General features: G+C 55.6%; 11 protein-coding genes. 2 read left to right on the top strand and 9 right to left on the bottom strand.

Annotated features, from left to right (window positions below):
* Nucleotides 1-782 (bottom strand): cold-shock protein (locus tag K5905_RS14915; RefSeq protein ID WP_297585311.1); only part of this gene is annotated, 782 nt, incomplete at its 3' end.
* 213 nt (nt 783-995) lie between these two features.
* Complete coding sequence (locus K5905_RS14910) at nt 996-2,093, bottom strand: DUF1176 domain-containing protein (protein ID WP_297585309.1); 1,098 nt, start codon at nt 2,091-2,093, stop codon at nt 996-998.
* 238 nt (nt 2,094-2,331) lie between these two features.
* Here K5905_RS14910 and K5905_RS14905 point away from each other — a divergent pair, with 238 nt between their 5' ends.
* Nucleotides 2,332-2,952: an MBL fold metallo-hydrolase gene (locus tag K5905_RS14905; protein ID WP_297585314.1), complete on the top strand. Its 621-nt coding sequence runs from the start codon at nt 2,332-2,334 to the stop codon at nt 2,950-2,952.
* Here K5905_RS14905 and K5905_RS14900 read toward each other — a convergent pair.
* The 4 genes from K5905_RS14900 to K5905_RS14885 form a co-directional block, all read right to left on the bottom strand.
* A complete protein-coding gene (locus tag K5905_RS14900; protein ID WP_297585306.1) occupies nt 2,949-3,953 on the bottom strand; it encodes a DUF1402 family protein in 1,005 nt (334 codons plus the stop codon). The genes K5905_RS14905 and K5905_RS14900 overlap by 4 nt on opposite strands.
* 227 nt (nt 3,954-4,180) lie before the next feature.
* A complete protein-coding gene (locus K5905_RS14895; RefSeq protein ID WP_297585304.1) occupies nt 4,181-4,540 on the bottom strand; it encodes a DUF6665 family protein in 360 nt (119 codons plus the stop codon).
* A 49-nt stretch (nt 4,541-4,589) separates the two neighbouring features.
* A complete protein-coding gene (locus K5905_RS14890; RefSeq protein WP_297585302.1) occupies nt 4,590-5,963 on the bottom strand; it encodes an MFS transporter in 1,374 nt (457 codons plus the stop codon).
* Nucleotides 5,960-6,523 carry a chalcone isomerase family protein gene (locus K5905_RS14885; RefSeq protein ID WP_297585300.1) on the bottom strand — a complete coding sequence of 188 codons (564 nt, stop codon included), beginning with the start codon at nt 6,521-6,523 and terminating at the stop codon, nt 5,960-5,962. The genes K5905_RS14890 and K5905_RS14885 overlap by 4 nt, the downstream gene beginning before the upstream one ends.
* Nucleotides 6,524-6,848: 325 nt before the next feature.
* Between K5905_RS14885 and clpS the strand changes: the two genes are divergently transcribed.
* Nucleotides 6,849-7,151 carry an ATP-dependent Clp protease adapter ClpS gene (clpS, locus tag K5905_RS14880; protein ID WP_297585297.1) on the top strand — a complete coding sequence of 101 codons (303 nt, stop codon included), beginning with the start codon at nt 6,849-6,851 and terminating at the stop codon, nt 7,149-7,151.
* 9 nt (nt 7,152-7,160) lie between these two features.
* Here the strand turns inward: clpS and K5905_RS14875 are convergent, their stop codons facing one another.
* The 3 genes from K5905_RS14875 to K5905_RS14865 form a co-directional block, all read right to left on the bottom strand.
* Nucleotides 7,161-9,359, bottom strand: coding sequence for a cation:dicarboxylase symporter family transporter (locus K5905_RS14875; RefSeq protein ID WP_297585295.1), 2,199 nt, complete (start codon nt 9,357-9,359; stop codon nt 7,161-7,163).
* Nucleotides 9,360-9,625: 266 nt separating this feature from the next.
* Nucleotides 9,626-11,116 carry a hypothetical protein gene (locus K5905_RS14870; protein WP_297585292.1) on the bottom strand — a complete coding sequence of 497 codons (1,491 nt, stop codon included), beginning with the start codon at nt 11,114-11,116 and terminating at the stop codon, nt 9,626-9,628.
* Nucleotides 11,117-11,454: 338 nt separating this feature from the next.
* Nucleotides 11,455-11,742 carry a hypothetical protein gene (locus tag K5905_RS14865; protein ID WP_297585290.1) on the bottom strand — a complete coding sequence of 96 codons (288 nt, stop codon included), beginning with the start codon at nt 11,740-11,742 and terminating at the stop codon, nt 11,455-11,457.
* Nucleotides 11,743-11,856 lie beyond the last annotated feature (114 nt).

The following is an 11,856-nucleotide window of genomic DNA, read 5'->3' as shown; positions in this document are numbered from 1 at the left end:
GGCTCTTCACCACCTTCTTCGATCACCTGCAGGTTGACAGCCTTGGGACCTTTGCCCCGGCGGTCAGGTTCCGTCTCAAAGGAAATCCGCTGACCACTGTCAAGGCTGGAAAGACCGGAACGCTCAACCGCGGAAATGTGCACGAACACATCCGCATCGCCTTCATCCGGTGTGATGAAGCCAAAGCCCTTGTCGCTCTTGAAAAACTTCACGGTACCGGACTGGCGTGGACCGCGTTCGACCGGTTCCATATCCCTTGGCGGGCGTTGTTGACGGAAACCGTCACCTTCGCCGCCTTCGCGATTACCGTAACCGCCACGGCCTCCGCCGCCGCCACCGTAGCCGCCGCGGCCACCACCGCCGCCGCCATAGCCGCCTTCACGATTGCCATAGCCGCCACGACCACCACCGCCGCCGCCGCCGCCGTAGCCGCCTTCGCGATTGCCATAACCGCCACCGCCACCGCCGTCGCGATTGCCGTAGCCACCGCCACCTTCACGGTTCCCATATCCGCCACGGTTGCCGCCGCCGTAACCGCCGCCGCCGTCACGGCCACCATATCCACCGCGGTCACCACCGTAACCACCATCTCTATTGTCGCGGCCTTGGCCGCCACCAAAATCATTGTCGCGTCCGCCACGGTAGCCCCTATCCCGGCCGCCGCCAAAATCACCACCGTAATCGCTTCCGCCAAAATCACTGCCGAAGTCTTGCGGACCGCCAAACTCGCGCTTGCCGCCGCGCCGACCACGCGACCGCCGGTCCGAATCGCCATCGTGCATTACTAATTCACCTTAATCTCAGTGCCCCTCTGGCACACTCACCCAATCTCACTCGCCAAAGAGGTCGAGTCTCTTCACTCAAGCGCACCAAGTGCACCTGCTCAACACTCTGGGATCGGGTTGAAACATACATGCCGCATCCCGCACCAGCCGCTGCAGGCACATCTTAAGGGCGAGACGGGCGGAATCGCAAGAAATTCCTTGGAGAAAGCCCTAATTCGGCGTGTTTTTAATGGGCCATGTGCTTGACCAATTGGACAAGTCCGGTGTCGTGCCGTCACATGTTTTTCTCGTGGCTTCCTCTAGAAGCACCAGTCCGGTCCCGTTCCAGCTCCACCGGTTCCACAAGCCGCACTCGCCAACACCGGAGCCTTTGAAATAGCTGACAAGTTGCAGATCTGCCGGTATCCACCTTGCATTGTAGATGAGGTCGCTCGCGATCGGTCCCTTCTCCGACATGCGTGCAACATGAACCTGGCGGGCCGCGCCGTCCTTGCCGGAAAGAATGGCAACATAGGGACTGTTGTAAGCGGTGGGTGCACCGCAGGGGATAATATAGAGCGAAGAATTGTCCGCCAGTGGCACGCGGACAGCATTCAGACTTGCAAAGATGGTCGGGTCGATTTCCGAACAAAGCCTGTTGGCCGACCAAATTGCCGAAACCTCAGGTGGGAGCTGATCCGGGCTCATTAGGGGGATGGCGTGCGGGGCGTCTTTTGCAGGAGCCGTGCCAGGGGCGACGATAGCGGCAACGGTGCCGGTTCTGTCCTGCCGATTGTCAAGCCAAAGCAGGCTTGATTTCAAACCCTGCATCGGCACAGGCACAGCAATTGGCTCGGAGCCGTTCGCCGCAGGCAGGCGGATGGTCAGTTCCTGACCGGTCTGCATGGCGTCCAGCAATGTGGTTGTTGCCGGACCGGTCGGATACCAGAATCCTTCGCCACCGAGTGGGCGAAAACCAGCAGGTGGGACAACGGCGGGCTGCATCTCCCGCAATTGTTCGACCGGAAGCTCCTCGACTGTCCTGCCGTCAACATCGAACCGGATTGTACCTTCCTTTGGAAGCTCCGTGTTTGTTGTCAGGCGCACAAGCGGTTGGGCTTCCGCCTGCCAGTCCCGGATAATACGAAGATCCACCCAAACGGACTGGCTTCGCGTGAATGACGACGTGAAGCATGCACCTGTGTTGCCGCAGTCCACGGTCCAGCCTTCGAAGTTCGGCGCAGTGCGGCCTGGCTGTGCCAATGCGCTGGACACGGTGAAGAGTGCAGCGGTGGCGGAAATCAGGAAGGTCAACAGTCTGAGCGTCATAAGGTCCGGATATCCGATTGTGTTTGCCGTCTGGCCTATACATCTTGTACGAAATGCGCGCGACAAGGTGAAGCCGCCAATGGGCAGAAACACGATGCCGATGGGTGTTGTCCCATATTTGTTGCTATGGTGAGTGAATTCGACGTGAAAGGAGGCGGTGGTGCCGCAGGAGAGGACAGATTCCGGGTTGGACGACGGGCAGGCAAATGGCGAAGCGATTACGCCACCGATCCAGGTCATGGTTATTGTTGTGACGCCGTTCCAGCAGAATTGTTCACTCATCTGGGATCCCGAGACGCTTCGGGGAACCGTCATCGATCCCGGAGGGGATATCGACCGGATACAGGCAGCGATCGATCAATACGGCGTCAAGGTCGAGAAGATCGTGTTGACCCATGGACATATCGATCACGTAGGCGGTGCGGCAGATCTCGCGGCTGCCCTCAATGTCCCGGTGGAAGGCCCGCATGTCGCCGACAAACCACTGATCGAACGAGTTGCTGATCAGGCAGTTCAGTTCGGTGTCGACGGTGTGAAACCAGTTGATCCGGATCGTTGGATCTCTGAAGGGGAACAGGTGGAAATTGCCGGACGAATGTTCGATGTCCTGCATTGCCCAGGACACTCACCGGGCCATCTTGTGTTTTACGACAAGGAGCTGCGCTTTGCGATTTCCGGGGACGTGTTGTTCGAAGGATCAATTGGCCGAACGGATTTGCCGGGCGGCGATCATGCGACTTTGATCAAATCCATCCAGGAAAAGCTCCTTCCGCTTGGCGACGATGTCTCGTTTCTACCCGGTCATGGGCAGGCATCGACGCTTGGGCATGAGCGGAAAAACAACCCGTTTCTGACCTAAAGAAGGCCGCGCAGATCTTCGATCTTGTCGTTGACGAGCCAGCCGTAATAGTTTTCGCGGGGCCAGGATTGTCCGGTCCTGCGGAATTTTGCGGCCCGGCTCCACGGGTCGCCCAGATTGTAAAGGGTTGCCGTCAGTCCCGGATTGTTGGAAATATCGACCTTTCCAACCGACTTGTAGGCGGCAATGGCGTCCTGGATGATGGCCGCCATATAGTGGAGCGACATGTTCGGATCCATCGTTGCCTTGTAGACGGCCTCGGAATTCTTGGCATCCAGTTTGCGGAAATTGCTCTGGCGGGAGACCCTGTCGGTCATTTTCAGGACAGTCAGCGGGCTGAGCTGACCGAGGCCAAAGCTCTGACCTGCATAGAGCGGCTGAAAGAAAGCTTCGTTGAAGTTCTTTTTGGGGTAACGGACGCCTTCCACCCGCCGGCCGCGAAACTTGCTGTTCCAGACATTTTCATAGCAGGACCAGCGACGATCGCTGCTGTTCTGGATGTGGTCCTTGCGACAGCGATCAAATTGCGGGCGCTCCACAAATACATCGACATGCTCGCCTTCCAGCTCGAAATCAAAGCGTATTCCCGCGTAAGCCAATGCCTTGACGTAGTAGGACTGGGCGCTGTCCAAAGTGTCGTAATTGTAGGTGTGTTCACCCACGATCGCACCGATGATGTGAATCGGGTCGATACCATACCGTCCGGCCACCCGTTTGATCGAGGACATCAGCCTTCTATCGCGTTTCAGGACAGCCAGAACCTTGTCGAATTTCGCATCGTAGGATGATTTGGAGGCAGAGGTTCGGCGTGAGGAGGCGTATGGTATCTTGGGTTGGGATTTGTACCGGTTTCCTTCCGGAACGACGCGAACCGATTGTGCTTGTGCCGACTGTGTGAATGAGAACTGCTGGGGAGCAAGGCCCAGCAGCAGTCCGGCCAGCAGGCACGCTGTAAACAACAATTGGGATGGAACCCCAAGCAGTCCGGTCTTCGTGCACATAGTGATCGCTCTGCGCTTGGCTTTGTTTTGTATTTGGCGCCGGGCACAGGCCTCAGCACCAGCGAACCGTAACGGCATCAGATAGTTCGCTGACGACGACTGTAAATATCTCATTTTCTAATTAGCCCCCAGAAAAAAACACTGCGCCACCCAAGATGCAACAGGTTCTTTTGACTAGGCCGTGGCCATCAACAAGGAAGTGATCGGAGTCACATGTATTCAGATTGTCAGGATTTCGGTGTTTTTTCGACAAGCCTGAAACAGCTGGCCGGGCCCATTCGCAACCGAACGGCTGTCGGCACTTTCAGGTGATCGTTGAAGGCTTTGTGCTGGCGTAGGCCGCAAAGTTCGCGCTGGATGATGACATGCCACAGGGCCTCACCCGCCTGTGCCAACCGGTTGAGCTTTTCATCTTCGGATAAATTGAAATCGGTTTTGCTTTCCTCTAGGGAAGAAAGTGCGTTTTCCAGCTTTTTTGTCAACCGAAACAGCGTTGAGGCTTTTTCGTTGAGCACTTCCTGCTCCAACGCGGCGGTCAAAGGGTCTTTGTCGGCTGGTTTGGTTTGTTGAGGCGGACGGACAAACATCGCGCAGTTTCCCGCATGGTCGTTGAGATTTCAGAGCGCCTGCGAATGGTCACACAGCCGATTTGCCCTGCGCAAGATCTTTTTCAAAGACAATCAAGCCACCCAATACAGCCAGTTTGAAAATGCAGGGAAGCCCTGCATAGGTCAGGCTTAGGGCAAAATTCAGGTCGGGCGTCATGGCAACATTGGGGTGATAACCGAAGAGACCAAGCAGTGGGAGTGCCAGTCCTGTGGCAATCGCAAGGGCTGATTTTGACATGAACGCCATAATAGCGAACAGCCGTGAGGCTTCGTTCTGACGTTGGTCGATGTCGATGTGATCGGCAAGGATTGCAGGTGGCAAAGCGAGGTCGGCACCTAGGGCCAATCCTGAAAGCATGCAGACGAGAGCATAGGCCCACAGATCACCCGGGCCCAAAAGTGCCGCCCAGCAGAAGGTGAATACGGCGGCCACAAGGGAAAATTGCCAGGCTCGAAGCTTGCCGAATTTACGCGCAAGATGGGTCCAGACTGGCATGGATATCGCTCCGGCCAGAAAATAGACCAGCAAGAACAGTCCGGTATAGTTTTCTGCACCGAGGCGGTCACGAATAAAAAACAGGACGAGCACGGCAGGGATCGCGCTGGCAAAAGTGTTCAGGAATGTAAGCCCGAAAAAAAGTGCGCGCCAACGGTCACGGAACAACAGCTTCCAGCCGATCTTGTATTGATCCGGTGCGGGTGTTTCAAAAGCCGTTGTGCGCATCCAGCGCAAGAGGAACCAGAATGCGATAGCGAGTAGTGGCAGATATCCAAGCGCCAGCCAGTGAAAGGCTGCTTGTCGCCCGCTCACTTCGGCCAGGATCGGTGGCGTGACGGCAGCGAACAACAACCCGATCAGACCAACGGCTTCCCGGCTTGCCGTGATCCTTGTGCGGTTGGCCGCCGAGGTCAGCCAGAGCCCGCCTATCGCCTGAAAGTTGATGGAGACGATCGAAAATCCGGTGGTGCAGATCAGAACCGAAGCCGCAAACCATAAAATGGGGGCCTGAGTGACAGGATGGAAGAGCATCCAGAAACCGGCTCCCAGCATGGTAGCGCCGAGTGCGATGATTGTTCCACGATGTAAATGAAATCTATCGCTCAAGCTGCCGATAAATGGGTCCTGCACGGCGTCGATCAGCCTGAGCGCGAGCAGCGCGGTCCCGAGTGTCGCCAGTGGAATCTCAAGCGTCACCGCATAAAAATCAGGAGCATGCAGATAAATCGGAAGTCCGGCAAAGGCGAGGGGAAACGCCATAACGCTGTACCGGGCAAGCCCTGTTGCACTTAAGGCAAGAGGGGGACGTACTCCCGGTTCTGCATTGCCTGTAGGAATGGTGGTGGCTGCTGACACCTGTTCCTGCCGGCCTGCAATATTCGAACCTCGACTATGGTCCGTCACGAACCGGCACCAACGAGTTTTGCTCTGAGCCGTGGATTGCGAGTGTTGTTTCCGAGCCAGATTGCGAAAAAACGTCGGGAAAAGGCTGGATCGCTGATTGTACCGAGCTTCCGTCCTCCAAGATAAAAGATCGCACTTCCGCTGGCTGTCCTTACGCCGGTAATGGATTGGCCGGCTGAGACATTCGGAAAGATGGCGCGCATCTGGCTGCCCCAGTTTTCAAGTTGTTTGGTGGAGACGCCACCTTGCCGTTTGATTTCGTCGACGGAACTATCTGCAATTTTCGCTCCCTTGAAATTGCGCAGATAAGTCAGCTTCAGTGCGAAAGGAGCGCTCGAACGATAGGCTCCGTTGGGGGCATAAAGTTCGGCGTCGAAGACCTTGAAGCCCAGGTAAGTCATGCGGCCCTTGCCGACCAACTCCGCGGAAGGCACCGAGCGGGACGCAACGCCGATGTCAGCATGTGCCTGCGACATCGTAACAAATGCCGTTGCGAATATGAGAGCAGCGGCTGCAAAAAGCGGTCTGCGGATGACTGCAATCGCCGAGTGATACAACATTGACCTTTCCTCCGGCGTGTGGGGACGAGATACCAAGTCCTACGCTGGAGGAACGGGGCCGGATTTGTCTCGATGTGCAGGTAGACGGTGTTGGTTTGCCGCAATTGAGACCATCGTCATGTTTTCTTCGATATTGCGATGCATTATACTGGGGTACAGAAAAGAAAAGTCCGCCTGAGGAAATTGGACCTGAATGCCGCGTCTCAAGCAAGCATCGGACTGAGCAGAACAATCGGGAAAACCCGAGACAGTTTCCTGAGAGGTGGTGAGAAATCAGCTGAAATTACCAGGGCCCCTGAACTCGGGGCAAGCTTGGGCTAGTGCAATGAGCAACATCGATTTAAAGCCAAGATTGCAGAAGAAGACCAAAGTTCAGAAACCAAAGCTCTACAAGGTCGTACTTCTGAATGATGATTATACACCGCGAGAGATTGTCGTCCTGATCCTCAAGGCTGAATTCCGGCTGGATAACGCGCAGGCGGAGGTCGTCATGATGACGGCGCATCAGAAGGGAGCCTGTGTCGTGTCGGTCTTTCCCAGGGACGTTGCGGAGTCCAAGGCGACCCGGGCAATCGATGCGGCCACCCAGCTGGGGTACCCTCTGCAATTCACCGTTGAACCGGAGTGACGCGGCAGATCAGTGCGGATATTTGGGAACCGATACCGGCAGCGCATTGGAGCTGCCTGTTTCAGCTGCGGGATTGATCCATCGTTGCGCCATATCCTGAATAACCCCGTTGCCCTGGGCAATGCCCATCCAATAATTGAAATAGGCTGCCAGCCCTGGAGATGAGGGGGGCATGAGGTAGGCAAACAGGAACCTGCTGGCAATATCTTCGGGAACAACGACCGAGTACCCGGGGAGGGAGATTGCAAGAGCCCGGGCCTGTTCCCAGGTCCATAGCGCCGCATCGACATCCCCGAGATTTTGCAAGTTACTGTAATCTTTGACCACTCTAAGTTTCGCGTTGGGGAAACTTCGTCTTGCAAGAGGGATCAGCACGGGGTCATCGAAAACGGCGATGGTCAAATCCCTGTTCGCTGCGATGACTGCGCTGGACTTGAATTTTGCGATCTGGTTGCTTTTGACGATGAATGCCAGGGGGCTTTCGTAATAGGGTCTGCTGACGGTCAGATCCTTCAGCCGTGCATCCGTGATGTAAAGACCGCCTACGGCAATATCGAAGCGCCTCTTTTCCAGGTCGTTCGCGAGGTCTTGCCAGTTGTAGGGAATAAACTCCAGGTCCACATTCATGCTTTGCGAAAAGCGATACATCATTTCCACGTCATAGCCGACCAGGTGGCCGGCGTTGTTCTCGTAGGCAAATGGCATGACATTCGGGTTGATGCCGACGCGAAGCACATTCGTCATCTGAATTCGCTGGATCGTGTTCTGACCAAGGTCATCCGATTGAGACGGTTCTTTTGATCGATCTGCATTTGTCGGGTTGCGAACACGCGCGACCAGGTTTGCGTCACTCAATGTCTGCAGGTAGTCGGGAAGATTTGCCGCCCGGTAACTGACTTCAGAATGCAGCGTGGCATGTGTGCCACCCCAACGCCCGATCGTCCAGATGCCGCTAAAGGCAACGGCTGAGACGGCAACCATCAGGATGAAGGCACGGAGTTTGAACCGGATCCTGCCATAGATCAGAAATGTTACCGCCGTCGTGACAAAGGCAAAGGCGGAAACGGACGTGATGACCTGGCCATATCGCGTGATCGCCATGGTCTCGACATAGAGGTTGGTGGTCCCTTCCGGAAGGCCAAGCCACTCGGCCATGAAAGTGACCGCGCTGATCGATGAGGTCGGGGATCCGATGCCCGAAAGCAGGGTTACGAATGGCAGTTCAAACAATTGCTGCCGTTCAATCGGCAGGTAATAGTAAAAGGATGCATAGATCAGAAAGACGAAAATGAAGAAATTGCCGATCTGCGCGAGTGGGTAACTCACGGACAGGGATGTCTCGATGATTTCTTTCTTCTGCTTGTCATCGCCGGTTCCGTCCTGCAGCTTGGCCGCAAACTTTTCGGCCGCCCGCTGCAGCAGGGGCAATGCCGCAACAGACAAGGATGTCACGATCGCAATCATGAAGGCCTCGCGCAGTTCCGAAATGATCTCCCTGTAACTGAGCGGTAGTATGACCGTCAGCATCATCGGAAACACCCACAGGGCAAGAAGTATGGATGTCAGCATGACGACGGCTATGTAGATAGACAGATCTGCAAAACCGGACAGGCTGACTGCATCTATTGACTCGGCGAACAATGCGCAGACACCGAGCGGTGCCAGATAAACAATCCAGCCCCAAATCCTGATGCAGGCATTGCGCACGATCGTCAGTATTTCCAGGAGTGCCGTAGGGCGCACGCGATGTTGAATGGCGATGCCGAATATGACGCCAATCAGAACAACAGAGGGGATGTAGTTCTGGCTGAGTGCTTCGAAGAAGTTGTTCGGTATCAGCAGGTCGACGAGAGAGACCGCCGATCCCTTGTCGCTTGGCAGGCTGGCGGTAAAATCGACGACGCGGGTCCTGTCCACCAGTGGCACCGTGGAGGCTGCAATTGCCAGCAACGCAAATGCCACCAGCCACAGCACCAGATAGACCGGCCAGCTCTTGCGGAAAAGGGTCATTGCAATCTTGGGTGACAGACGCCCGAGCCCGACCAGGAGCGATGAAATCAGGTAAGGCAAAACCACAACTTCCATCAGGCGGATATAGGCATCGCCGAACGGTTGCAGGAATGCTGTGATTGCGGGGCTGAGTGATCCGATGATGATCCCGATTGTTCCGCCAGCCAGAACGAGAAGGGGCAGTATTCTGCTGTTCACCAGGCGGTCCCTCAACCTCATGCGTTTCATGGGGGCGGCTTGGTTGCACCCCTTCCGTCGCAAACTCTAGCAGATGAAACGAGAAGATTGAAAATACAACTTTTTCGATCTAAATGCCGAGCTCTAATCAGGAAATTCAACAGTCGGGCAAGCACGGCCGGCCATCGCTTTGCTGCACTCGGTACTTCCGTCTTGTGCACCAGATCCATGCCAGACAGCCGAGCGCAATCGGCGGTCTGGCTGGAAACCGGTTATCTCAAGAAAGGTCAGTCGTGCAGCTTGACGATCTTGTCGTCGCCTTCAGACGTTTCATCCGTAGGTGCGTCGTCGGCGGAAGCGCCGGGCTCAGAGCCGGTGTCCACGGGATCGAAATCGTTTGCCAGCGGTTCGGTAATACCGAGTTCGGCTGCCGGGTCATAACCGTCGGTCAATCCGAGTTCTTCGGCCGGGCCTTTGCCTTCCATCGCCATCTGATAGTTGGCGATCACCGATTTCAACTGGGCAATCTGTTCGTTGGCCGTATCCACCTGGATCTTGTAGCGCTGCAGGCGTTTGTTTTCTTCGACCAGATCTTCCAGATTGTCAGCGAATTTCTGATTCTGGTTGCGTTGGTGATTGAGGTCGGTGAGGGCCGAATTGTAGCGCAGGTTGAGTTCGCGCAGCTTGGCGGTGGTCGCCATCAGCTCGGTGCGATCTTTCTCATGGTTCTTCTGCGCGCTGTCCAATAGGTGCTCGATTTCCTGCATGCGTTTCAGAAGGTCGCGGCCGCGCTCCTTGAGAGTTGAATTCTCGCGCGCCATTTCCTGCAGCGATTGCGCGCCGATGCGCCGCTGTGAAGACAGGTTCTCGATTTCCGCATTCAGCGCATAGACCTCGTTGTCGTGCTTGCGCTGTTCTTCTTCCAGCCGGTTCTTGGCGTAGACATGTTCCTGATTGGCAACGTCGAGATGGGATTTCAGGTCGATATTGTCATTGCGGAATTCAACCAGTTCGCGCTTTGCCGATTCCAGCTCGCTGGTCGACTGGTTGTTCTTGCGTATCTCGTCCTCGAGCAACTTGGCGCTTTCGGACAGGTTCTGCTGGAGCTCCTTTTCCCGGTGTCGCACCGCTTCCAGATCGGCACCTATGTTTTCAGCCTGCAATTCCAGGGTTTCATGCTTTGCCTGAAGATCATTGAGTCGACCCGAGAGATCGGAGATCTGGGCGTTGGCCTCTACGAGAATGGCGCTTTGCTGCCGGTACTCGTCGTTGACCCGCTTGTTGTTGTCGCGGATCGTGACGATGTCGTTGCGTGCCGTTTCCAACGCGGTTCGGGTTTCGGTGGATCGCTTGCGCAGAGAGTGGACTTCCGCCTGAGCGTCCTCCAATTGCGTGGTCAGTGTCTTGACCTTGTGTTCCGCATCAAGAAGGTCCGTCGAGATTTTGGCGTTTTCCGATTTCAGCCGGACCTCGGTTTCAACGCTGTGTTTGGAAGCCTCGATGTAATCTGCCATCATGCGAATGCTGGTCTGGCTTTCCGCCGCGAATGCAGCCATCTGGTCGAAAGTCTGGTTGAGCCCTCCGACACGAGACTTCAGCCCGTCCAGATGGTTCATCTTTTCCTGCATTTTCAAGGCAAAGGGAGACAGATGTTCCACGTTGGTGGTGGGTTGTTTGGTTGGCTGTACCGCCTCCTGTACTTCAACCGCTTCTGTCTTGGTCTCGACCCGCTGCCCCTGGTCTTCACCCGGGCGCGTGGACTTCGAGAAAATGCCCATGCCTGTCTCCTGCAATTCGCGCCGGCGCCGCTCCGGCGTCACTCATCAATTATTAACTCTTTCTTAACCTATGAGGCTCCGGCGTTTCAACGACCCGCAGAAGCGGAGGGGAGGATACAGTGTGAAGTGTTACTTCAAAAAGACAGATATCCCCTGCATTTTAACGGATTTGACCATATGGTTAATATCAACGGATTTTCGCGCGTCACTTTTGGAAGCGCGCACTGCACCGATTCCGCAGGGCTTTGGCAGGCGTTTACTCCGGATTCTTAACGAGAGCGCAATTGCGGAACTCGGAGCTGTTTGACGGTTTCAAAAAAGCGCATCAACGCCGTATCCTAATGACCTTCCAAACCACGTTTCAAATCATCCAGATTGAGAACCGGTACAATATCGATTTGCGCACCGAGACTTTCCATCAACGGTTCGTTGTAACGCGGCAGATTGGCCTGGTCGTCTTCTTCGAAGAACAAAACTCCGGCGCGCATGCCGTCCTTCATGAAGAAGTAGGAAGCGTCGGCTCCTGTATCGGCAACCAGCTTTTCAATGGCCGCACCGATCCTGTGTTGGGTACCTGCTTCGTTGCCTGTTAGGGTCGGGATCTTGAACGTCATCATCAAACGCATCTTTCATCTCCTTGCAGAAGCTTCTTGCCCGATTGTGCACCGGGTGAGATAGACGGCAAACCGGTCAGCGCAATGCCAATTGCGGCTGGTCGTTGGTGACGCAATGAATGCCGC

Origin of the sequence: Roseibium sp. (genome assembly GCF_025698965.1) — a bacterium.
In the GTDB taxonomy this organism is placed as follows: domain Bacteria; phylum Pseudomonadota; class Alphaproteobacteria; order Rhizobiales; family Stappiaceae; genus Roseibium.
Note: the sequence above shows the minus strand (reverse complement) of the source record. Positions and strands in the feature narration are given on the sequence as shown.

Excerpts from the sequence above, each read along its gene's own strand:
- K5905_RS14910 (WP_297585309.1), bottom strand. The coding sequence starts at position 2,093 with ATGACGCTCAGACTGTTGACCTTCCTGATTTCCGCCACCGCTGCACTC.
- K5905_RS14905 (WP_297585314.1), top strand. The coding sequence starts at position 2,332 with ATGGTTATTGTTGTGACGCCGTTCCAGCAGAATTGTTCACTCATCTGG.
- K5905_RS14900 (WP_297585306.1), bottom strand. The coding sequence starts at position 3,953 with ATGTGCACGAAGACCGGACTGCTTGGGGTTCCATCCCAATTGTTGTTT.
- K5905_RS14895 (WP_297585304.1), bottom strand. The coding sequence starts at position 4,540 with ATGTTTGTCCGTCCGCCTCAACAAACCAAACCAGCCGACAAAGACCCT.
- K5905_RS14885 (WP_297585300.1), bottom strand. The coding sequence starts at position 6,523 with ATGTTGTATCACTCGGCGATTGCAGTCATCCGCAGACCGCTTTTTGCA.
- clpS (WP_297585297.1), top strand. The coding sequence starts at position 6,849 with ATGAGCAACATCGATTTAAAGCCAAGATTGCAGAAGAAGACCAAAGTT.
- K5905_RS14870 (WP_297585292.1), bottom strand. The coding sequence starts at position 11,116 with ATGGGCATTTTCTCGAAGTCCACGCGCCCGGGTGAAGACCAGGGGCAG.
- K5905_RS14865 (WP_297585290.1), bottom strand. The coding sequence starts at position 11,742 with ATGCGTTTGATGATGACGTTCAAGATCCCGACCCTAACAGGCAACGAA.